Genomic DNA, 21,062 nt, shown 5'->3' on the forward strand with positions numbered 1-21,062 from the left:
ACAGTGTCCTCGTCGGCCTGGACCAGCTTCGCGATCACCGAGACCCTGTTTCCGCCAGCCGAGGCCAGCAGCATCATCGCGCGCCGGTACCGCACCAAGCTGGTGCTGCCCCGGCGCACTATCTGCTGCAGCTTCTGCCCCTCCTCGTCGGTCAACCTGCGCACACGGACAGGCTCAGCCATCACACCCCCAACGGTCGGATCAGACGTCTCCGGACATCCAACCGCTGGAACCGCCGGCCCGGCGAACCTTCCCGGTCAGAGCAGTAGCGGTGGGCGGGATCGGCCGGGTTGGCGCCGGTCAGCTTGTGGATGCGCTCCAAGCGGTACGTCAGGGCGCGCACGCTCAGGCTCAGGCGGCGGGCGGCCTCGGCCGCGACGCAGCCGCAGTCGAAGTACGCGGTGAGGGTGTCCAGAAGGACTTGGGCGCCGCCGCGGGCCGTGGTGAGCGGGCCGAGGGCGTCGAGGACGAGGTCGGCCATGGCTTGCCGGTCACGGGTCAGGACTGGGTAGACGAGCAGGTCGGCAGCGCGCAGCATCGGCTCGTCGAGGCCCAAGCGCTCAGCCAGTTCGAGCGCGTTGAGGCCTTCCTCGTAGGACTGGACAACACCACCGGGGCCGGGCTGGGACCGGCCGATGGCGACCCGGCCTCCGTCGGTCGCGGCGTACGCCTGCTTGGCGAAGTAGGCGAGGACATCGTCTTGATGGCCAGGGGCGATGCACAGCAGTCGCCCCGCCTTCGTGGTGATGAGGACGTTGCGGTCGCCGAACCGGCCGATGACCGCTCGTTCGACCTGCCGCGGCACCGGATCGCCCTCGTCGTAGGCGGTCGGCCCCTGGGCGACGGCGACCGCGTGTGCGTGCGAGAGGCGCAGCCCGAAGCGTTCGGCCCGCTCGGCGAGGCGGCCCAGGTCGCTGCGGCCGTAGAGGAGATCGTCGATGAACTCGCGGCGTGCGACTTCCTCCTGGCGTACGGCGTGGTGCTGGGCACGTTCGTACCCCTCGACGAAGGCGTCTATCACCTGCTGCACCGTGGCGAACGCGGTATCGGTGGAGCCGTGTGCGTGGGGCCAGGCGGAACGCGCGGCGGTCAGGTGCGCGCTGACGAGGGAGCGCAGTCCGTGGCCGGCTTCCGCGGCCTGTTCTCCCAGGGCGCGCCGGGATTCGATCTCTTCACGGGTGAGACGTCTGCCGGTGGCGGAAACCTCGGCCAGGATCTCGGCATATCCGTGCAAATAGCGCACGGGATTATCCCGGTCGGTCACGTGGTCCCCCGAATCTTGACGCGCCGGTGACGGATCCTTAGCGGCTCACCGGCACGCAAACCCTAGTGAACACTGCCGGGAATCGGCAATGCGTGTACGTGCGTCCGCCGTGCACCATCGGTGCGGGGAGCACTGCGGAAGGTTCTGGTGCCGGACCCCGGCAGAAGGGGTCCGGGCCAGAACCGGAGGGGAGCCGTGCGCCGCCGAGGTGTACGACGTACGGGAAGGGGGCCGGCAGGTGCGGACGTTCGTGGAGGCGGCCACCGGTCTGCCCGGCATCCTGTTCACCGCGGCCCTCGTCGTGGTCGTCTGCTTCTGGCTCCTGGTCGCCGTCGGCGCCGTGAACGTGAACAGCTTCGACACGGACGTCGACCTCCACGCCTGGGGCATGGGCGGGGTGCCGGTGTCAGTCGCCCTCTCACTGTTGACCTCTTTCATCGTGCCGCTCGCCGCAGCCCTTGTGATCGTGGAGGACGGAGACCGCCTCCCGCGGCCCGCACGATCCGCGCCGGTCGGTTGTATCGTGCTTCTGCGACCAGGTTCTTCGGTCCGGACACCGAATTAGCGTGAAGGCCGTGGCTGCGCCGAGGACCGAGACGGGAGCCGGATGTGCGCGCACGTGACCTGGCGGAGAAGTACGAGACGGTCGGCCTCGAGAGCGACGCCATGGACGCCGCCCGGCTGATGGCCGAACACCGTCTGCCCGCGCTGCTGGTGGTGGACGACCAGGGAGCGCCGAAGGCGATTCTCCCCGCCTCGCAGATGATCAAAATCCTGGTACCGGGGTACGTCATCGAGGATCCGACGCTGGCGGCGGTGGTCGACGAGCGTCACGCCGACCGGCTGTGCGCCGCGCTGAAGGACCAGAAGGTGCGCGACTGCCTGTCGAAGACCACGCCGCCGCCGGTCGTCGCGGCCCCGGACGACACCGCGTTGGAGGTCGCCGCGCGGATGGCGCAGACCCGCAGCCCACTGGTCGCCGTGGTCGAGAAGGACAAGGCTGGCGTACACCTCCTGGGCGTCATCACCGCCTCCCACCTGCTGAAACGCCTTCTGGCCGCCGATGCCACCTGACGCGCGGAGTCAGGTGCCGTCGGCGTCGGCCAGGCGTTCGCGGAGGGTGGCGGCGAAGTCCTCCGCCCGTGACAACTGAACCTGCAGCTTCTCGACCTGTTCCGCGGCGGCCTGCTCGTCGGCGCGCAGCCGTTCCATCAGCGCTTCCCCCTCTGCAGAGCCGGGGGCGGTGCCCGCTCTTCGCCTCCTCCAACGAGCTTGTCGGGCGGTTCGACTGCTTCAGCGACCCCGACACGGTTGTTATCGGCCTGAGGGCAGTCCACGTCTGGGACGCGTCTTCGGCCACCGCGCTCGACGCCGTCGGGACCAGGTACAGCAGCGTGGCAAGACGGTCGAGATCATCGGGCTCAACGCTTTCGGCGCCCGGCTCCACCGCAAGCTGAGTGGCGAATTCGCGGCCGGTCACTGATCCTCACCTCATGCGACCGGTGGTGCCCTCGGGCGCAGGCGGCCAGGGTTCTGGAGCTGGGACCCGCTTCCTGCCGGGAACCGGCAATCTCACCTTTCGTGGGGTGCCCGCCAACAACCTGTTAATGGCGCGTCAAGGAACGGTAAGGTTCCCCGTGGTGTGCCGGGAAGCCTGGTCGGCGAGCAGGGGATCACTCTCTCTTCCGATCGGGGCTTTCGACATGGTGCTGGTGGTGGTGTTCGGCGCCGCGCTGATGGTGGCGGCGCTGTTGTCGGGTCTCGCGGCACGGACCGTGCTGTCGACTTCCCTTCTCTTCCTTGTCGGCGGTGCGCTCGTCAGCGACGGTTTTCTCGGGCTGATCCACATCACGCCGGACAGCGAGATCGTCTCCGTGACGGCGGGCCTCGCCCTCTTCGCGGTGCTCTTCACCGACGGCATGCACGTCTCCCTGCCCGCCTTGCGCGCCAACTGGCGCAACCTGGCAAGGGCCCTGGGCCTCGGCATGCCGCTCGCCTTCGCCTTCATGGCTCTGATCATTTATTACCTGGTGGGCCTGGATTGGACGACGTCGTTCCTCGTGGGAGCCGTCCTGGCACCGACCGACCCGGTGTTCGCCTCCGCCATCGTCGGACACGGAGAGGTCCCGGCCAAGCTGCGGCAGTTGCTGAACGTCGAGAGCGGCATCAACGACGGGCTCGCCCTCCCGGTCGTCCTCGTTCTGATCTCCGCCGCCGGCCCCATGGCGGGCGGCGCCGAGACGTCGCTCGGCGCGATCAGCCTGGAGCTGCTGCTCGGCGTGGTCCTCGGAGTCGTACTGCCTCTGCTGGTCAGCCACCTGGTGTGCTTCCGCCTGCTGGGCGCCGAGCCGAAGCTGCAGCCGCTGCTGCCGCTGGCGACCGGGATCATCCTGTACGCGACCTGCCACCTCACGCACGCCAATCCCTACCTCGCGGCGTTCTCAGCCGGCGCCGTCCTCGCCCACGTCTCACCCGAGGCCAAGGCATCCTTCGAACCGCTCGGCGAGGCACTCGCGGAACTGGCGAAGTTCGCGGCGTTGCTGGTCTTCGGTGCGCTGCTCACCCCGCGGCTGTTCGAGGACCTGTCGTGGGGCGGCTACCTCGCGGTGTTCCTGGCGATCGTCCTGATCCGCCCCGCCTCGCTGCTGCTGTCCCTGCTCGGCACACGGATCTCCCGGAAGGAACGTCTGGTCGCCGCCTGGTTCGGTCCGAAGGGCTTCGCCTCCGTGGTGTACGGGCTGCTAGTGCTGCAGTCCGGCATCCCGCAGGCGGAAGAGGCTTTCACGCTCGTCGCGGTCTGCATCGCCTTCTCGATCATCGCGCACAGCTCCACCGACGTGCGGATCGCGCGGGCCTTCGACGTCGATGACCTGGTGGGGATCCCGGACGGGGACGACAGCGGAAACAGCAGTGCCCCGCACCCTCTCGCAGCAACTGGAGCAACGTGAACGACTGGCACAGCTGGGCGGCGATCGTCGTGTTCGTCGGCGCGTACGCCCTGATCATCAGCGAGAAGATCCACCGCGTCGCCGTGGCCCTCGGTGGCGCGGGCCTGATGCTGGCGATCGGGGCGACCGACGACGTCTCGGCGTTCTACTCCGAGGACTCCGGCATCGACTGGAACGTCATCTTCCTGCTCATGGGCATGATGATGATCGTCGGCGTGCTGAAGAAGACCGGCATGTTCGAGTACCTGGCCATCTGGTCCGTGAAGAAGGCGAAGGCCAAGCCCTTCAGGGTCATGGCCATGCTCGTGGTCATCACGGCGGCCGCGTCCGCGCTCCTCGACAACGTCACCACGGTCCTTCTGGTCGCCCCGGTGACGCTGCTGGTCTGCGAGCGCCTCGCCCTGCCGGCCGCGCCCTTCCTCATCGCCGAGGTGTTCGCCTCCAACATCGGCGGAACCGCGACGCTCGTCGGCGACCCCCCGAACATCATCATCGCCAGCCGGGCCGGCCTGACCTTCAATGACTTCCTGGTCCATCTCGCCCCACTGGCCGCGCTGCTGGTCGTTGTCCTCGTCGCGCTGTGCCGAGTGATGTTCCGCAAGTTCTTCGTCTACGACGAGGACCGCGCCGCCGAGATCATGGACCTGGAGGAACGCGAGGCCATCAAGGACCCCCGGCTGCTGGTCCAAGGCCTGATCGTCCTCGCCCTGGTCGTGGCCGGCTTCGTCCTGCACCCGGTGCTCCACTACGAACCCAGCATCGTCGCCCTGCTCGGTGCCGGCCTCCTCGTCGCCGTCTCGACGGCCGAGACGAGCGAGGTCCTGTCCGAGGTCGAATGGCCCACCCTCGCGTTTTTCGCGGGCCTGTTCATCATGATCGGCGGCCTGATCGACACCGGTGTGATCGACGAGGTCTCCAGGGCGCTGGCCGATGCCATCGGCACGAACGAACTTGGCGGCTCCCTCACGCTGCTGGGCGCCTCGGCGGTCCTGTCCGGCGTCGTCGACAACATTCCCTACGTCGCGACCATGGCGCCGATCACCAGCGACCTGGTCCACAGCATGGGCGGCGGCAGTGACCACGTCATGTGGTGGGCCCTCGCCCTCGGCGCCGACCTGGGCGGCAACGCCACCGCCATCGGCGCATCGGCGAACGTCGTCGTCCTCGGCATCGCCGAACGCAACCGCCAGCCCATCACCTTCTGGCAGTTCACCAAGTACGGCCTGATCGTCACCGTCGTGACGGTGGCGATCTCCCTCAGCTACGTGTGGCTTCGGTACTTCGCTCTCGCCTGATGTGAGAACTGCCTGGGAGAGCCCGGTTTCGCTACCCGGGTGGTCGCGCTGAGAAGAATGTTCACGACGATGCGCTTACCGACAGGTGTCGCTCCACCGTCACGGCCTGCGCGAGGGAGGCGACGATCTCCACGTCGTACCAGCCGATGCTTTCGGGATCCGGAGCCGCTGCGGCCAGCGCGACGGAAACTCAGCGACACCAAGTTCATACCCATCCGCTTCGCCCCCTCGGACACGGGGCAGGGCAGACCTCCATCTCAGCACACGGCGAAGGATCAGGACATCGCCGCACGGGTACACCGGAGGCTGCGGGTGGATGCCGGGCGCCCGTACTGAGAAATGGGCGACGGCGCTGGGAACCTACAACGAGGCAGGGACTGGGCAGTTCACCGGGGGCAGACATGAAAGATCACGGAAAGGCTGGCCAGCAGGTGCGAGGGCATGTCAACGTAGACGACCTTGCAAGAAACCCCAGGTCAGAGAGGTGATTGCCCGTGACCGATGTGCCCGTTGGCCCCGGTTTCTCCACCACCGTCGAAGCCCTGCGGCTGCGCGAGTGGCAGCTCGGTCCTGGTCAGCCCACGCTGGTCCTGGACCAGTTCTCCGCTGAGGACTTCCACCTGATCGTAGATGACCGCGAGGACGTGCACGTCAGCTCCAAGGACGGCCGGTTCTACCTCGGTTGGTTCCCGCGCGGACGCCTCGGGACAGACAGCGAGGGATGGAAGATCGCCGTCACCGGCACGGCCAAGATGCGTGGCTACCACCTGTCGTTCGACACCGAGACGCCGGCCGGCATCGTTGCCGCCGCTGTGGCACGCGTGCTGGAGACCTCACGCCTCCTATGACAGCGCGGACACCAACAGATAGCCCCCGCCCTGTGAGAGGCCAGCTGTCTGTCGGCCATCGACCCGTTCCACTGCCCCGTTTCCCTGTACCTCAGGAGGCTGTTCGTGACGTTCCCGGAGATGACCGTCGGCGATCTCATCGACCTGCTGTCCCGCTGCGACCGGAGAGCTCCGGTCCGCCAGGCCATGAACCCCTTCTTTCCGATGGCGCACCGCTTGGCGCAGGTCGTGCAGTCCGTGGACGAGACCGGCCGGGCCGTCGTCTACCTCGCCGAAGGGCGCGACGAGGACGCACACTCGGCTACCTGCCGCCCGAGGTCGCCGTCGGCCTGACGTGGCAGGGCCCCGTCCAGGCATCCCCACACCGCCCCCGCCGCCGTGCCGACGGCAACTAGATTCGCCCCGAGCCCTTGGAGGTGCCCCTGTACCCCGACTTCCCGCTCGACCCGTCCACTTCACGCGGCGGCCAACCCGTGTTCTGGGTCGGTCCCCGGTATCTGGCCGGTGATGACGGGCGTCTTTACGACGCCGTCGCCGACACGCTTGCCGACCTGGGTTGGACGAGCCTGACGATCGTCCGCGGACGGCACGGGCCTGACGAGGCGTCGCAGGACCGCCAGGTTCTGCGCAGCACCGTCCTGCACATCAGTTCCGACACCCTGCGCTGGGCCCAGTGGAGCCTGGCGGACGAACCGTTCCACCTGGGCGAGCTGCCGATCGCCTGGCAGATCTCCGCCCGCGCCGAAGCGAGCAGCCCGCTCGCTCAGTGGTCGGTCTACTTCACCCCCGATGTCCCCGGCGAGGCCGTGTCCGACTTCCTCGTCGCGCTCGACGCCCACGTCCAGCCCGCCGTGCCGCTCGCCGGACCCGAGCTGGTCCTCGACGCCGTCGCCGCACACGGATGGTTCCGCGACATCGACCAGCCCCAGGCAGCGGCGACGGACCCGACGTTCACCTCGCACATCAGCCTCGGCGAGGTGCCGCCCCTCATTCAGGACGCCGACCCCCGTGCCCTCGTCACCGAGGCCGACGAGGCGGGGCTGGCCGGATGGCAGGCATGGGCCCAGCCCGCGCTGGGCGCGCCGTACCTGTGGGCGGCCTCCTTCTCCGCCAGCGTTCCCCACGACCTCGTCGCCGTCTTTGCCGCCTCCCTCAGCTCGACCGCCCCGGTCCTGCGTCGTGTGCTGCCCGAGGCCACCCAGGAGCGGCTCCTGCGGGCCCCGGCCGTCTAGGGTGTTCAGTGCCGGGCCCGCGGGCCCGGTGGGGTCGTAGGAGTGGGGGTCAGTGTCCGAGGTGGCGCAGGCAGTCTTCGAATGTGGCGTGTGTCGAATCCGCCGGCCCGGAGTTCCGATTGAACCAGGTGGTGTTGAGGCGGGTCTCCTGCTGCTGGTGGCCGACCCGGCAGGGTAGCCAGATCTGGCCACGGGTGGAGAGGATGAGCCAGTCTCGGTATGCGCCGCACTCGGAGCAGGTGGCCATCTCGTCGTCGAGGACGAGGGGCTGCGTACGCCTACACTCCGGACGTAGATGGTGCCGATGACGCTCTCGCCATCCTGAGTGGCGGCCCTCGCCGGTTGCCGCCCCATGTACTCCAGCTCCTCCAAGCTCACGAGGCGGAACCGCCGACCCCGCCGGTGTCCACGGTGGCGACCGTGTTGGTGTACGTCGGCGAAGGCCGAACGCAGACGCCCTCCAATTGGTTCGAGGGGTGTGTCCGCCACCGATAGCGGCGCGGCCTCCATCCCTCTCGTCGGCCAGCCTGGAGAGCTCATGGTGTGTTGCCTGCCGCCTCTTCGCCGCGGTACCGGTTGGATGACGTGGGACGGGACGCCGCAGGGCGCATGGCGAATGGGCCCTTTACTGCGCTGTGCTCGGGTACTTCCGAGGTGTCGGCGGGCAGGTCGGCCATCTGCCGCAGTCGCCACACCAGCACATCGCTGACGGAGTCCGCGGTGTCGAGTTCGCGGCGCCCGACAGTACCGGCAAGAAGGCTGGCCGGGTCGTGGCCGGCGACTTCGGCTTCCGCGAGAGTCGCGGCCAGGGCGTACCAGCTGGGCTCGGCGAGGATCTGTTCGGCCAGTTCGGGCAGTACCTCACGCAGTACCACCGTCTGCTGCTGGAGCAGAGACCGGTTCAGGCGTCGGCCCCGCTGGTAGAGCACGCCGAGTGGGTGGGCGGCGGCCTCTTGGTAGGCAGAGCGAAGGTGCTCGGCAGCCTGGCGGGCGGCAGCGGCCTGCTGCGCGTGCCCCTTCTTCGCGTGCCAGTGCGCGGCGGCGGTGATGAGGAAGAACAGCATGTCGATCGCCATCGCGGTAGTGGCTCCGTCCTCGCCGCGGCCGAGAGCCGGGCCGCCGTGAGCGAGTTCGCGGGCGGCCTGCCGCAGGGCCCGGTCGTGTCCGCGGACGGCGCGGACGTGGCAGCGCGAGGCCCGCTCGAAGGCCGTTGCCGCGTCACGCAGTTCGCGGCGGGTGTGGGCTGCGGACGTCTTCGCGAGGGCGTCCAGAACCTCACCGGCCGCAGCGATGTGGGCGGCGGCTACCGCGTCGTCGCCGTGCTCGACGACGAGCACGGCCTGCCACGCTGCCGATGCCGTCCTGCGGCGGGCAGCGGCCGGAACGCCCGGACCCGTGCGGACCGTATCCTCCCGCTGGGGGGTCGGGTTGACCTGGGCATTGCCGGACCAACGTTCCCTGATGCGGGGCAGCGAGAGGTCGGGGGCGAGGCGCGCGCCGGGATAGAACACCGGCTCACCGTCTTTGTTCCGGTCATCGGGCAGGGCGACCTTGTATCCGAGGAGGTCCCCGGAAGGTGCGACGCGCTTACGGATCAGGAGGCCAGCGTCGGCGAGCCGGTCGAAGAACTCCTCCTCACTGCTCGCGCCGGCCACGGCCCGCCGTACCGTCTCGCGTAGCTCTTCGCGGGCGGTGCGCTCGCGGCCCTGGCGCTCGGCCTTGTGGCGTTCGGCGCTGGTGGGCCGCCGAGCAGCTGTGCCGTCACCGGGTGCGACCTCGTGGAGACCGAGTTCCTTCTCGATGAGCCGGGCTTCGGCCTGGGCGCGGGCGCCGGAACGGTAGTCGTCGGGACGGTGGCCGTCCTCGGTCACGAGGGTGGCGATGATGTGGATGTGATTGTCCGCGTGCCGTACGGCAGCCCAGCGGCAGCCGAGCTGTCCGTCGCCGGGGTCGATGCCGGTGGCGGCGACGATACGGCGGGCGATGTCGGCCCACTCTTCGTCGGACAGGGTTCGGTCCTTTGGGGCGGTGCGGACAGAGGTGTGCCATACGTGCTTGGCCGGACGGGCGTGCTTGGCGAGGGCCATCACGGGCTGGTCCAGGAGCTTTTGGAGGTCCTTGAGGGAGGCGTTCGGGTCGCGGCCGGGGTCGGGGGACATGCCATCGAAAGAGGCCACCAGGTGGGGGTCGGTGTGTTCCTCGTGCTTGCCCGGACCGTAGAGGTAGGCGAGGAGCCCGATGGTCCGGGAGCCTGAGGAGTTGATGCTGGGGATCATGAGCCGCGGCGCTCGATCAGTCGCGCGGCGGCTTTGTGCGTGGTGTCGGCGGCGCGCCGTACAGCGGCAACGGCTGCTTCGAGCTGGGGAGCGTCCATACCGGAGTTGAGCGCCTTGACTGCCTGGTTGAGGTTGCTACCGGCCCAGCCGAGGCGGCGTCGGCTGTCGAACAGGGCGGTGATCACTTCGCGTTCATCGGCGATCTCGACGCTGGTGCGGTCGAGGTCGCGGGCGGCGGCGAGCGCGGAGCGGGCGATGAAACCGGCGACAGACAGATTGCACTGGGCGGCTGCAGACTTGATCAGAGCGAGCTCTTCGTCGTTGAAACGTGTGTTGGGCTGGTGCAGGCGTTTCTTCTCGGGTGACTGACGCGGGCGTTGACGGGCGCGAGGAGCATGCTGTCGGCGTGCACGACGCTCGGTCTGCTTCTCTTCCTGCCCCGGCTCCGATCCGCCCCCGGTCGAAGCCTGAAGGACCTGCGCCCCCCGGTGTAGGTCCTCTCCTGCCCCTTCGGGAGCGGGTACGGCGGAAGCTACGCTTCCGCCCCAACTTGCTCGCCGCGAGGCTGAGTTGGAGTCGGGAATAGGTTGCGGGGTGGTGCCGTTCCGGGCGGGGTTCGTCATCAGGATCCGGGCCTTGTGGAGCAGGTGTGGTGCTGGATGGCTGCGGTTAGCGCGAGGACGTCGGCCGGTCCCAGAAGGAGGCGGACGGGTCCGTCGGGTGGTCCTGGACGAGCCACTGGCCGCTCGGCGTGCAGGAGTCGTCGGCGGACCAGAGCGTCCGCCCAGGCGCTGGCTTCGGTGGCTGTTGGCTCGGATGAGCGATGGGGACGCGGAATCACGGTGTGTCTCCTGAAGCGGGATGGTGGCCTGGCACAGAGAGGGGCCACCGGTTGCGATGAGAGGGCTGAGTTGGAGCTTTGCCGGTTCAGCCGCACTCTGGGCAGCGGCCGACGTGGCTGTTGAGCGCGCGGGCCATCCGCTGCTTCGTCGAGGCAGCCTGCTTTGCGCTGGACTTCGCCGCCGGCCTGCCCTCGTACCGCTTGGAGTGGGCGAGCATGAAGCCGATCTCCCGCTCGTACTCTGCGCGGACGGTGTCGAACCGGTGGCAGGTCTTCATCGGGCGGTCCTCCGTGTAGTTGTGGTGCCGTCGCTCCGCAGTTGCTGGAGGACGAGGCTCAGCCGGTCGTTCCGGCCACCCTTCAAGCGCTCGCGGCGGAGGATTTCCCGCAGCTGGACCCGGGTGACGGACTCGTTGCCGTCCCGTTCGAGCAGGGCGGGGACGTGGGGACGGACCTCTTGGACGAGGTGGTCCACCGACTGCTCCGGCTCGCGTGGCGGGCGCTGTGTCTGCGGGGTGCGGGGCCGGGCGTGCGTCCCCTTGTTCCTCGTACGGGGCTTCGTGGTCGCCTTCCGGCGAAGGGGGACCTTGTCTCCCTGGTTCCCATTGGGTTTGGTCCCGGTCCCGGTGTCGGTCGGTCCCCGGTCCCCGGTGGTTTCGGTCCCCGCACCAGCGGCGGGCAATACCCGGTCCCCGGTCGGCTCGGTCCCCAACTCGGTAGCGGTCGGTCCCCGATGCGAATCACGGCCCTGAGCAGGTACTTCTCGCGCAGGACGGTTGGTCCCCACGCCTTCGGCCTCCCACTCTTCGGCTTCCGGATTGGCGGGACCGGTCCCCGGGACCGCTCCTACTTCTTTGGCCTCGGTCCCCGCGCTGGTCCCCATGTCGTCGCCTTCGGTCCCCGCGCCTGCCGACGCCTTGGAGTCCGCGATTTCGGGGACCGGTCCCTTCGGGGCGTCCGGTCCCCGGTTCCCGTCCAACTCGTCGGGACCGTGGGGACCAGCTACGGGGACCGGCGCTTCCGAGGTCTTCCGCGAGGGGACCGTGGCAGCCGTGGCGGTGCTGCACTCTGGGGACCAGGGGGAGGGGAGCGGGACCGTGGCAAGCGAGAGTGCGTGCCGACGGGCGGCGAGCTGGTCGAGCAGCTGCGCGCGCTGGAGGGGGTCGGTGCCGACCGCGGCCCTGCCGACCGCTTTCGACAGGCGCCGGGTGAGCCGCTGACCACGCCGGTTCCGCCGCTGCTCGGGCGTGCGCTCGGCGAGGCGGGCGGCAAGGGCAACCGCGCGGGCGGTGGCCCGGTCCCGGGTGATCTGCGCGGCGTCGCGGTCTCGCGCGGCGATACCGAGGCGGGACAGGAGCCGTTCGCGCGCCTCCCGCCCCAGGACGGCGATCAGTCCGTGGGAGGCGGCGCCCGGGGTGTGCAGTCGCAGTTCGATACCCATGGCGAGGTGCCACAGCATTGCCGCCATGACCGGCCCGACGAAGGCCCGGACCGTGCCGCCGATAGGACCGCTCTCGGCATAAGCGGGGATCACCTGTACTCCGGTGATCACCCAGACCAGGGTCCCAGGCAGGCCGGGGGAGCCCTGAGTGCCCAGGTTCTGCCGCGCCATGAGCGCGGTCGCGAAGAGCGCCAGTTCGGCCGCGGCGAACATCCCGGCCCGCTCGGCGGTGCCGGCCATGTCGAGGTAGTCGGCCGCGAAGCGCCACGAGGTGTCGGCGCTGTATGCGGTGCAGCCGAGGGCGGCCAGAGCTGCGACCTTGACCGCCGGGCCACCGAGACGTTTCTGCGAGCGAGTGCTCCGGCGCCGGATCGTCCAAGCGGTCAGCACGAGCACGAGGGTGGCGGGCACGCCGACGGTGAGGAGGAGAGGGAGGTCCGGAGCGACGCTGAGGGCTAGGACGGGGTGGGTCATGCGGCCTTTCCGAGAGGGGTGTGCGCCGGGGGCGACGCTGCCGGGCGGGCTGTCGGCTGCTGGGTGCCGGGTGCGGTGGGTGCGGGGCTGCCCGTTGCTGGGGTGATCTTCTTCCGCTTCTTCTTGGGACCTGGCACGCCGTAGACGCGGTCGCGGTCGAACACCTTGTTGGCTGCCTGTCGGAGCAGATCGCGGGCGTGCTTGTGGCTGATCTGCAGGACGGCGGCGAGGCGGTCGGGCCGCCAGCCGCGCACGTAGGCGTGGTCGATGACGACCTGCCGTTCGACCTCGGTCAGGTGCACGTCGCGTCCCCGGAAGAAGGCGATCACGCGCCGGTAGTCGAGGCGCTGGGGCAGTCCGTCGTGCAAGGGGCGCCGCTCGGCTTCGGTCAGGCCGCCCCAGATGCCCTCCTTGAGGACGTTCTCCAGGGCGAAGTCGAGGCAGTCGCGGCGTACCGAGCACCAGCCGCAAAGCTCCTTCGCCTCGGCGATGGCTTCGTGGTCCCGGGGGAGCGGGAAGAACACGGCGTCGGCGTCTTCGACGTCCATGCCGTGGCACGCACCGCGGGTGTGCCAGCTGGTGTCTCCGATGCCGCGCAGGCCGGTGGCCGGCGCGTCGTGGGTGGTGATGTGGCGCAAGGGGGTCTCCGATGTGCTGCCGCGTCCGCCGGCTGTGGTGGTGCTGGGCGGATGCGGCGTCGGGTGCCGGCTGCGGCGCGAGGGCCTGCGCCGCAGCCGGGGCGGGACGGTGGTGTTGGACGGCAGTGCACCCGCACGGGACACACGGGCCGGATGCGCCGGTCAGGCTATGGAGGGCTGCTGGACCTGCTCGTTCGGCTGGGCCGCAGCGAGGTCGAGGCGACATGGATGGAGGGTGGTGCGCGGGGCGGTTCCGCGAGCTCTGCCGTCGAGGCCGATCCGGCGGCGACGACACGGCTCGCCGGGTTGGGCCAGGCACCACTCGCACCGGACGCTCAGAGCGTCGGGCAGCCCCTGCGCGACGGCGGCCTCGCGAGCTGCTCGCGCGGGCCGGTAGGGCGCGAGGGCGGCACGGGCGGCGGGCGGTATGCAGGAGCCGATCTCCCGCAGCCGAGCCTTCAGCCTCGGGTCGATCCCGTCGCGACCGTTGGTGATCGCCCTGGCCTGCGCGGGCTGGGCGGTGCCGGCGGCGACGGCGCGGCGGGTGCCGACCAGCTCGGCGGTCCAGGCTGCCTGGTCGTCCGGGTCGACGGACGGCGTGGGATCGGAGTGCCTCGCCAGGCGGTCGCGCCGGTAGCTCTCCCAGGGACGGCCCACGTCCGCGGGCAGGATCTGGTACGGCGAGGTACAGATGTGTCGGCGGACGGTGACGCGGGCGTCCCAGCCGTGCGGGGTCGCCATCGGCACGTCGCCGAGCAACTCGTGCCACTGGGCGAGCTGGTCTCGGGCCTCGCCTTGGTCGGTGCGGATGGTGCGGGGGTCGAGTCGGCCGATGTAGGCCAGCAGGGCGGCGATTTCGCGGCGGTCCACGGCTACTGCTCCGTTCCGGTCGGCTCGTCGAGGGCGGCGAGGAGGGCGGCGGTGTGGGCCTCGGCACGCGTCATCCCGCCTGGCGCGGAGGGGCCCTTGTCGGGGGCGTAGAGGTTCGGGAGCCCCGGGGCGTGCTCTCGGGCGACCCAGGAGCGCCAGTCGGCCGCCCAGACATCTGCTGGCCGCGGCTTCAAGTCGGCCCGGTGAGCACGCCACTTCGCGTCGGCTGCCTGCAGACCCTGCTCGCCGAGGCGGTCGAGGTGTCCCTGCTGGCGGGCCCAGGCGTGGGTGACGGGGTCGACCTGCCACTCGGCAGCCGAGGTGACGGCAGCACTACTGCTGTACCTACGGTTCAAATCCGGTTCACTACGGTTCTGTGTGCCGGTTTCCGGTACATCGCTATGCCGGTTTCCGGTACGTCGAGGTGCCGGTTTCCGTCGGGACCTGCCGGTTTTCGGTACTGCCGGTTTCCGGGCCCTCGTGGGGGATTCCGGCACCTCACGCGGGCGGATTCCGTACCGCCGCAGTGCCGAGAGGCGCAGGGGCAGCGGCCCGTTGGGCGGCTCCTCGCCGCTGTCGGCACGGTTGCCCTCCCGCTGTTCTCGCAGGTCCTGTGCGATGGCTTCGGCGGCCAGGGGCAGACGGTAGACGGTGCTGCGCTGCGGGCCGGTGAGGTCGTCGAGCTGTTCCAACTCGCCGGCCTCGACCAGGCGGTCGATGGCTTCGCGCACCGTGGACACGGAGGCGCGAGTGCGTTTGGCCAGGCTGGAGAGCGACGCCCAGGAGACGCATTGCTCGTCGGCCACCCGATCGGCGATCGACAGCAGGATCAGGCGGGCGGTTCCTCTGCTGGAGCTGTGCTCCCACACCCACTCGCGGGCCTCGCTGCTCACCGGCCGCTCCCGACCGGAAGGGCCGCAGCAGCCGTGTAGGCCGCCCCCTCGGTGCTTTCGCGCATGGCAGAGCGCATGCAAGAATCCCTTCGGTGTTGCCACGCTGAGACGCCCCGTGCGAAGGGATCAGCGTGGTGATGGCGGCGAAGTCCGTCCTTCCCGGGACGGTTCGCCCATTCAGCGGTGGGCGTCCGGGAGTTCCCGCTCCCGGGCGCCACCGCGTGTAGATCTTGCGGCGTGACTGCGGTGATGCTCTCCTACGGTCCGGTGTCCGGGGCGGTCTGCCCGCGGCGGGACGACGAACATACGCACCATCAGCTGTCAAGGTCCAGAGTTGGCTCTAGAACTCTCCAGCATTCGTTTCCGCAGGTCGGGGCTCTGTCGCCTGTCCTCGGCCGTGACGGGGTGCTACGGCGGGCTCGCTCTCGCGGGCGGCGGGCACAAGCGTGGCGGGCTCCTGAGTGAGGGAAGCGCGACAGGATTTCTGAGTGGCGGGTGCACACACTTGCGCGCCCAGGTAGCCTGTACGCACCTGAATCGACGGAACGAAACTATCCTCGTTTCGACATTCGATCAAGTGCTTCAACGAAAACGGAGAGGTGCGGACGGAAGATGCCGGCACGTCGGTTCGCCCCTGAGCGCCTGCTGCTTACCCGCCGCGAGGCACGCCTCAAGCAGGCGGACGTGGCCGATGGCGTGGGAGTCACTGCTGCGCGGGTCAGCGCGTGGGAGACGGGGCGCTCGGTCCCGGACCCGGAGAAGTTCCCCAGCTTGGCTCGCGTCCTGGACTGCGGCCTCGACGAACTCTTCCCGCGCGAGGGGGCTCCGGATCTCGCCGATCTGCGTGCCGACGCCGGATATTCGCAGACTGCCACGAAGGACCTGACGGGCACCCGTTCGGCCGGCCCCGTGGCAGCCGCAGAGACCGGGCAGCGGCGTCTCGCCGAGGAGTACCGTGCCCCGCTCGCGGCGGCCTACGGCGTGAGTGTGGAGCAGCTGCTGCGGGCCCAGGAACGTTCCTTCGGCATCGACGTGCCAGAGCCAGGTGATGGCGAAAGGGCGGGCCTTGACGATCCGTTGCCCGAGACGCTGGCGGAGAAGATCACCTATCTTCTGGGGCGACTGTCCGAGGACCTGTCCGACCAACAGGTTGCGGCCCGGGGGAACGTCCGAGCGGGCGTGGAGGTACTCAACGCCCACCTGGTGTACGAGCTGAGGACGGGGCGTGTCACACACGCCTCCCAGGACGTTCTGAGTGCTCTGGCCGAGGCGCTCGACACCACCCCGGTGATCTGGTCACAGGACGCCGACGTGCAGCGAATCCTGAGCGAGACGATGCTGCTCAGTGGGCAGATCGCTGCCATTGCCGCCCGCGGTGGTGAACAGAAGGGACTCTCGGCGGACCTGCTGGACTTCATCCTTCACGAGGTCGACAAGGCTCGCGTCGAAACGCAGGACGGCGAGGGGCCGACGGGCCGACGCTGATAAGTGCGGCCGGTGCGAAGCCTGGCCCGAGGAAGCTGCCCCGAGCCAGGCCCTTGCACGTCTACAGGCGAACGGTGAGCACTCGCGGGTGCTGCTCAAAGCGTGCGGCCAGGGCTGCCTGCCAGACTTCGGTCAGGTGCGGGGGGATCAGGCCGTCTTCCATGCTGTCCGGTGGGCAGAAGCGGTGTTCGCTCAATTCCGACCTCTGCAGGGTGATCGCCGCCTGCTCATCCGGGCTGAGGACACCGCCGTCGAAGATGTAGAGGACCTGTGCGCCTCGGCCCGGAACGGTGATCCAGGCGTGGACCAGCAGGCGGCCGATGGGCGGGTTGATGCCGAGTTCCTCGCGGACCTCGCGTGCGGCAGCGTCTTCGGGGGTTTCGTCTTGGTCGACGGCGCCGCCGGGGAGGTTCCAGAAGGGCTTGTAGGTCGGGTTGACGATGAGGATCTCGCCGGCGGCGTTGGACAGCAGGGCGGCTGCCGAGGCTGTCACGGTGATCGGGGAAGGCTTCATGGTCAGGTCCTGGTGGTGTGGGGGACAAGCGGGGTGTCGGAGGAATGGATGAGACGGGAGATGCTTGCAGGATCGGCCTCGCGGTACGCCGTGGCCACACGCAGCAGCCAGGCCACCTCGGTGGTGAAGTCGTCGCCGGCGGTCCGGAACGCGACCGGTGCTCCGGCAGGCTGTCCGGCAGCCGTGAGGGCGGCCTTGATCCAGTACGCCTCCGCCAATGCGTCAGCGTCGGTGCCGCGGTGTCCGTCCGCTCCTGAGAGCTGGACGGCGCGGTCGTAGAGATCTGCTGGGGCACGCCGGCGGAGCTCGTGCGTCGCGTCGCGGATCTCGGTTACGTAGCGCCCGAGGCGGATCTGGGGCGTGGCGTCGTATGACAGCACGTCCCGGAACCTGTTGAGCGCGCTGACGGCCGGGTGTCCGTGGAACAGGTTGCTCGGCTGGTAAAGAGCGACCCCGTCAACAGCGAGGACCAGATCTCGCCACAGGGGGTGGAGCCCGATGACCGCCCACGTGCTCTGGCCACGTGCCCGCAGGGCGTGGACGGCGGGGGTGACCGACCCGAACAGCCAGAGCAGGAAGCCCGCATACAGCACGGTGTCGGTGATGTGTTCCTGGTCGGCGACCGCTCGCTCGGACAGCGGATGCAGGGTCGTGGGGACCAGGAACGTGGTGCGCAGGGCCGCGTAAACGACGATGAGGGCCATACCCGCAGCCATCATCCACAGCCCGACGCGCAGGCTCCACCGGCGGGCCTTCCGCGAGGCTCGACCCCACTGGTATCCGCACACGAGTGCGGCTGACGCGGTGTACAGGTAAAGCAGGCCCATGTAGAGCACGAGGCCCGGCTCGCCGGCGTGCCGGGCCATGAAGTACGGGCTGTCGGCGCCGGTCTTGGTCCGGTTCAGGGAGAAGAAGAACACCGCGGCCAGGCACAGCACGGTGACGAACGATGCGCGGGCAGCCGCACGGTGGACCCCGGCCGTGATCTTGATATGGCGCGTTGTGGCGTCCTCGTCGGCATAGACGTCCGTGACGTATGTCAGCAGCAGACAGGTACCGGCTATGGCCAGCGCGTGCTTGAGGAGGGTGGGCAGGTCGTTGATGCCCAGCGGGTCGATGGCGGCACGGCCGAGGTCAGTGCGAAGCCACCAGGACAGCGCGAAGGCGGTGAAGGTGCCCCAGAGCCAGAGGGGGCGCCCTCCGCGTCGGCTGCGCACGGCGCTGGGCAGACGTATGGCGGTTTGGAGCAGTAGCAGCATCACGATGGCAGTGACGATTGCATCAGAAGCGGACATGGTTCTTCCGGAGAGTGCGGGAGCTGGGGGTGGACCGAGGGTGGGAAAGGTCTTCGTCGAGGTGGCGCAGGGTGGAGTCTTCGATGTAGTCGACGGCGTACGCCTCGTGGTGCAGTAGGTCGGCCAGCGTCTCGGCGCGCCGCTCGACGTGGGAGTCGTAGCGGTGGCGGGCCATGACGCGGCCTCTGGCGGTAAGCCGCTGTAGGACATCGGCTGGGAAGTCGGGCAAGAGCTGAGCGAGCCGCTCGACGCTCTCCTCGCTCGTGTCGTCACACCACATATGGGCCAACTCGTGGAGAATGATGCGCGTCCGGTGGAAGGACGTGGTGCCCTCCACGTACAGGATCAAGTCGACAGGGATGCCGTGGAGCTGTAGCCACAGCCCGCACACGTCAGTGTTGGCGAGCAAGTGATCCGGAATGGGCACCAGTTTGATGCGCCGGCCCCGCACGGTTTCGATGCCCGCGATCAAACCATCCAGAGTGAACGGCCTTGGGATCGGCATGTCGACCAGTAAAGCCTCGCATTCCTCGCGGAGTTCACGTCGTGTGACTGGCTTCGTGGAGTGCTCCGCCGGAGGACGAAGGGCCTTCCTCCAGGGCTGGAGACCGAGTCGGGCAGTCCAGCGAGCAGCAAGTCCTGGGCTGTTGGCGTCAAAGATCACAATCAGCTCTCTCGGTGAGCCGCAAGCCGGTGCCAACTGGCGCCAAAACAGTCGCCGCACTTCCCCGCAACGGCAGGGCGGTCGCTTCTGCGGCGACGGCGTGCGACTGCAGGCGGCATTTCGCCTTTGCCCCTGATGTATAGAACGGAGCGCGACATGAAGATCCCCTACGAACGCAAGCCGAGCCAGATTATGCCGGGGAAAGGTTCCCAGGCGTCCGTGACTCTATGGTCGGTTCGAGAGGGCTGGGGGAGTCGAAAGAGCTGCTTACCCTGGTTGTTGAGAACTGGCAGTTCCCATAACTGGATTGTCGGCGCTTCAACTATCGACCGCACTGATGGGCTGCCTGCTTCAACTCGCCGGAATATGCGCAGTGATGGAGGGAGGTGGTGATGGCGGGTCGCACTCCCGCCGGTATGGGAACTGTGACGTGAGCCCCACGAGCGGGCGTTACTCGAACGTTACGGGAGGTGATTCGGAGGGGCAGCTCCTCCTCACGCGTATTCTGCGGCAAGCCCGTGCACGTCGGAATACATCGGACGTACTGGGGTTTACAGCTGCGTTCGGCCTCAAGTCCACTCCAGGGATCACTCAAGCGCAGACCGCGTACCTGGCGGGTGTCTCTCGCCGGTGGTACAACGCGCTTGAAGCTGGGCGCCCGGCGAACTACAGCGATGCCTTTCTGCAGTCGGTCCGCCGAATCCTTGCTCTGGACGCCGAGGAATGGGACATCGTGCACCGCATCGTCCGCGGGCGGGCCCCGGATGCGGACCCTGTGGCCCTTCATGAGTGGCAGTTGCCGCCAGCCCTCGTCACCCTCGTAGAGCAGAGCCCGACTTGGTGTATCTACCTCAGGGATCACAGGTGGGACCTACTGGCCTACAACTCGACAATGAAGGAGTATTTTCCGCAGGCAGCCAAGGGCAGCAATGTCGTGGAATGGGTGCTGACTTGGCCAGAAGCCCGGGACCAGCTCATCAACTGGCGAGACGACTGGGCGCTTCCTGCGATCGCGGCTCTCCGCGCAAATGCAGAGCAATGGCCACGAGACGAGCGTCTAGCGGGAGTCATCGAGACTGTACGTCTTGACCCGATGGCCCGCAAACTCTGGAATTCCCCGGACTTGCCGGCGGTGAGCTATCCAGCCTCCAGCACGCCTCGCCGTCTCTACCTCCCCCGGCAGGGCGGCAAGGAGTTCGCCGTACGCATTGTCGCGCTGGCGCCCATGGAAGTGCCGTCCTGCCGCCTGGTAGCGATCACGCCTGCGGAACCGCTGTTGTAGACCTGATGGCCGAACCCGAACTGGCTTCAGCAGAACTGCGGCGGTCGTTGACCTGGAGGGTGAGGGAGTGGGAGCCGGTGAGACCTTCCCCCGTGTGGTCGAGCGCAGCGGGTGCGCTTGGCGCGCTGTAGTTCCTGGCTGGCTTCGGCTGTGGCGCGGCGCAGGAAGGAGACGTTCTCCCACGGCGGGCCGTTCTGCCCCGTGGTGACGATCACGATCATCACGTGGACCAGTGCGGTGGCGGCGGTGAGTGCGGCGGAGAAGTTCAGGGCGGCGCCGTCGCGGAGTTCGGTGCGCTCCAGGACGAGGGGAGCGCGATGGACGCGTCGTGGACGTAGCTGAGGATGGCGTAGGCGGACGGCCAGTCCTCCTTCAGTCGGTTGCGCAGGGTGCCCCGGGCGATGGAAGCGAAGTGCTCGTCTGCGAGTCGGCCTGACCGCTTCCACCGCTGAAGGGTGGTCAGCACGAGGTCGGGCCGGTTGGCAGTCTGAGCGTTGAGGCTGCGCACGTTGAAGGCCTGGCCCGGTTCATCAAGGAGAGTGAATTTTTCCACGCCGAGCTGCCCCAGGCGCTGGACGGCTTCCTGTCGATCGCCGAGAGAATGACACACTGGTGGGCCCAACTCGCCCACTGTGCATGGGATATGAACTGATGAATGTCGCCCTCGACATTGTTGCCGCCGTCCAGGGGCGCTCTGGCGGATGCCTGTGCGGGCGGATCCGCTTCACCGTCAAGGGCAAGGCCGTCTACCCGCACACGTGCAGCTGTTCGCACTGCAAGAAGCTCGGCGGCGGCCCGATGA

At 68.7% G+C, this 21,062-nt stretch carries 22 protein-coding genes and 4 pseudogenes; 11 read left to right on the forward strand and 15 right to left on the reverse strand.

All coding sequences use genetic code 11. The annotated features are described in order from the left end of the window. Together CW362_RS45035 and CW362_RS37945 are read right to left on the reverse strand one after the other, a co-directional pair. Positions 1 to 182 (reverse strand): annotated as a pseudogene (locus CW362_RS45035) (IS630 family transposase); the annotation flags it as partial. Further along, the gene (locus CW362_RS37945; RefSeq protein ID WP_103554149.1) at positions 182 to 1,264 is read right to left on the reverse strand and encodes a PucR family transcriptional regulator; all 1,083 of its coding nucleotides are present in this window, start codon (positions 1,262 to 1,264) and stop codon (positions 182 to 184) included. The gene CW362_RS37945 and the pseudogene CW362_RS45035, both read right to left, overlap by 1 nt. A 238-nt stretch (positions 1,265 to 1,502) precedes the next feature. Here CW362_RS37945 and CW362_RS45040 point away from each other — a divergent pair, with 238 nt between their 5' ends. After that, on the forward strand, positions 1,503 to 1,829 hold the full coding sequence (locus tag CW362_RS45040; RefSeq protein ID WP_240658261.1) for a hypothetical protein: 327 nt from the start codon (positions 1,503 to 1,505) through the stop codon (positions 1,827 to 1,829). A gap of 44 nt (positions 1,830 to 1,873) precedes the next feature. Further along, positions 1,874 to 2,338 carry a CBS domain-containing protein gene (locus CW362_RS37955; RefSeq protein WP_103554150.1) on the forward strand — a complete coding sequence of 155 codons (465 nt, stop codon included), beginning with the start codon at positions 1,874 to 1,876 and terminating at the stop codon, positions 2,336 to 2,338. A 9-nt stretch (positions 2,339 to 2,347) separates the two neighbouring features. Here the strand turns inward: CW362_RS37955 and CW362_RS37960 are convergent, their stop codons facing one another. After that, a complete protein-coding gene (locus CW362_RS37960; protein WP_420856895.1) occupies positions 2,348 to 2,476 on the reverse strand; it encodes a hypothetical protein in 129 nt (42 codons plus the stop codon). Between the two features lie 41 nt (positions 2,477 to 2,517). Here CW362_RS37960 and CW362_RS45045 point away from each other — a divergent pair. The 6 genes and pseudogenes from CW362_RS45045 to CW362_RS37990 all read left to right on the forward strand — a co-directional run. Beyond that, a pseudogene (locus CW362_RS45045) lies at positions 2,518 to 2,747 on the forward strand (SulP family inorganic anion transporter); the annotation flags it as partial. Between the two features lie 220 nt (positions 2,748 to 2,967). After that, positions 2,968 to 4,212 (forward strand): cation:proton antiporter, encoded by a 1,245-nt coding sequence (locus CW362_RS37970; protein WP_103554151.1) that lies wholly within the window; start codon positions 2,968 to 2,970, stop codon positions 4,210 to 4,212. Then, a complete protein-coding gene (locus CW362_RS37975; protein WP_103554152.1) occupies positions 4,209 to 5,507 on the forward strand; it encodes an ArsB/NhaD family transporter in 1,299 nt (432 codons plus the stop codon). The genes CW362_RS37970 and CW362_RS37975 overlap by 4 nt, the downstream gene beginning before the upstream one ends. Before the next feature lie 494 nt (positions 5,508 to 6,001). Further along, complete coding sequence (locus CW362_RS37980; RefSeq protein ID WP_103554153.1) at positions 6,002 to 6,355, forward strand: SPDY domain-containing protein; 354 nt, start codon at positions 6,002 to 6,004, stop codon at positions 6,353 to 6,355. A 105-nt stretch (positions 6,356 to 6,460) separates the two neighbouring features. Next, positions 6,461 to 6,750: pseudogene (locus tag CW362_RS37985) on the forward strand (hypothetical protein). A 15-nt stretch (positions 6,751 to 6,765) separates the two neighbouring features. Continuing rightward, entirely contained in the window at positions 6,766 to 7,587 is an 822-nt protein-coding gene (locus tag CW362_RS37990; protein WP_103554154.1) for an SPDY domain-containing protein, read from the forward strand. Between the two features lie 49 nt (positions 7,588 to 7,636). On the opposite strand, the pseudogene CW362_RS45050 reads toward CW362_RS37990, so the two are convergent. From CW362_RS45050 to CW362_RS38035, 8 genes and pseudogenes are all read right to left on the reverse strand, one after another. Further along, a pseudogene (locus tag CW362_RS45050) lies at positions 7,637 to 7,858 on the reverse strand (hypothetical protein); the annotation flags it as partial. Positions 7,859 to 8,123: 265 nt separating this feature from the next. Then, on the reverse strand, positions 8,124 to 9,863 hold the full coding sequence (locus tag CW362_RS38000) for a relaxase/mobilization nuclease domain-containing protein (protein WP_206301196.1): 1,740 nt from the start codon (positions 9,861 to 9,863) through the stop codon (positions 8,124 to 8,126). Next, entirely contained in the window at positions 9,860 to 10,486 is a 627-nt protein-coding gene (locus CW362_RS45055) for a plasmid mobilization protein (RefSeq protein WP_240658262.1), read from the reverse strand. The genes CW362_RS38000 and CW362_RS45055 overlap by 4 nt, the downstream gene beginning before the upstream one ends. Positions 10,487 to 10,790: 304 nt before the next feature. After that, positions 10,791 to 10,982 carry a hypothetical protein gene (locus CW362_RS38015; RefSeq protein ID WP_103554156.1) on the reverse strand — a complete coding sequence of 64 codons (192 nt, stop codon included), beginning with the start codon at positions 10,980 to 10,982 and terminating at the stop codon, positions 10,791 to 10,793. Beyond that, positions 10,979 to 12,619: a hypothetical protein gene (locus CW362_RS38020; RefSeq protein WP_103554157.1), complete on the reverse strand. Its 1,641-nt coding sequence runs from the start codon at positions 12,617 to 12,619 to the stop codon at positions 10,979 to 10,981. The genes CW362_RS38015 and CW362_RS38020 overlap by 4 nt, the downstream gene beginning before the upstream one ends. After that, positions 12,616 to 13,257, reverse strand: a complete 642-nt coding sequence (locus CW362_RS38025) for a WhiB family transcriptional regulator (protein WP_103554158.1) — start codon at positions 13,255 to 13,257, stop codon at positions 12,616 to 12,618. Before CW362_RS38025 ends, CW362_RS38020 begins: the two co-directional genes overlap by 4 nt. Before the next feature lie 162 nt (positions 13,258 to 13,419). Further along, positions 13,420 to 14,127 carry a zinc finger domain-containing protein gene (locus CW362_RS38030; RefSeq protein WP_103554159.1) on the reverse strand — a complete coding sequence of 236 codons (708 nt, stop codon included), beginning with the start codon at positions 14,125 to 14,127 and terminating at the stop codon, positions 13,420 to 13,422. A gap of 2 nt (positions 14,128 to 14,129) precedes the next feature. Continuing rightward, positions 14,130 to 15,020, reverse strand: a complete 891-nt coding sequence (locus CW362_RS38035; protein WP_103554160.1) for a helix-turn-helix domain-containing protein — start codon at positions 15,018 to 15,020, stop codon at positions 14,130 to 14,132. A gap of 612 nt (positions 15,021 to 15,632) precedes the next feature. On the opposite strand from CW362_RS38035, the gene CW362_RS38040 reads away from it, so the two are divergent. Next, a complete protein-coding gene (locus CW362_RS38040) occupies positions 15,633 to 16,505 on the forward strand; it encodes a helix-turn-helix transcriptional regulator (RefSeq protein ID WP_103554161.1) in 873 nt (290 codons plus the stop codon). A 61-nt stretch (positions 16,506 to 16,566) separates the two neighbouring features. Here CW362_RS38040 and CW362_RS38045 read toward each other — a convergent pair whose 3' ends face one another. Genes CW362_RS38045 through CW362_RS38055 form a run of 3 tightly spaced genes read right to left on the reverse strand, consistent with a single transcriptional unit; the run spans position 16,567 to position 18,819 of the window. Further along, positions 16,567 to 17,019 carry an NUDIX domain-containing protein gene (locus CW362_RS38045; protein ID WP_103554162.1) on the reverse strand — a complete coding sequence of 151 codons (453 nt, stop codon included), beginning with the start codon at positions 17,017 to 17,019 and terminating at the stop codon, positions 16,567 to 16,569. Between the two features lie 2 nt (positions 17,020 to 17,021). Then, complete coding sequence (locus CW362_RS38050) at positions 17,022 to 18,278, reverse strand: MAB_1171c family putative transporter (RefSeq protein ID WP_338069096.1); 1,257 nt, start codon at positions 18,276 to 18,278, stop codon at positions 17,022 to 17,024. A gap of 22 nt (positions 18,279 to 18,300) precedes the next feature. Beyond that, a complete protein-coding gene (locus CW362_RS38055) occupies positions 18,301 to 18,819 on the reverse strand; it encodes a gluzincin family metallopeptidase (protein WP_206301197.1) in 519 nt (172 codons plus the stop codon). Positions 18,820 to 19,354: 535 nt separating this feature from the next. On the opposite strand from CW362_RS38055, the gene CW362_RS38060 reads away from it, so the two are divergent. Further along, positions 19,355 to 20,260 carry an MmyB family transcriptional regulator gene (locus CW362_RS38060; RefSeq protein ID WP_103554167.1) on the forward strand — a complete coding sequence of 302 codons (906 nt, stop codon included), beginning with the start codon at positions 19,355 to 19,357 and terminating at the stop codon, positions 20,258 to 20,260. Between the two features lie 265 nt (positions 20,261 to 20,525). Here the strand turns inward: CW362_RS38060 and CW362_RS38065 are convergent, their stop codons facing one another. Beyond that, the gene (locus tag CW362_RS38065) at positions 20,526 to 20,768 is read right to left on the reverse strand and encodes a hypothetical protein (RefSeq protein ID WP_103554164.1); all 243 of its coding nucleotides are present in this window, start codon (positions 20,766 to 20,768) and stop codon (positions 20,526 to 20,528) included. Between the two features lie 143 nt (positions 20,769 to 20,911). On the opposite strand from CW362_RS38065, the gene CW362_RS45870 reads away from it, so the two are divergent. Beyond that, positions 20,912 to 21,062 (forward strand): GFA family protein (locus tag CW362_RS45870; RefSeq protein ID WP_476756087.1); only part of this gene is annotated, 151 nt, incomplete at its 3' end.

The organism is Streptomyces populi (genome assembly GCF_002911015.1).
In the GTDB taxonomy this organism is placed as follows: domain Bacteria; phylum Actinomycetota; class Actinomycetes; order Streptomycetales; family Streptomycetaceae; genus Streptomyces; species Streptomyces populi.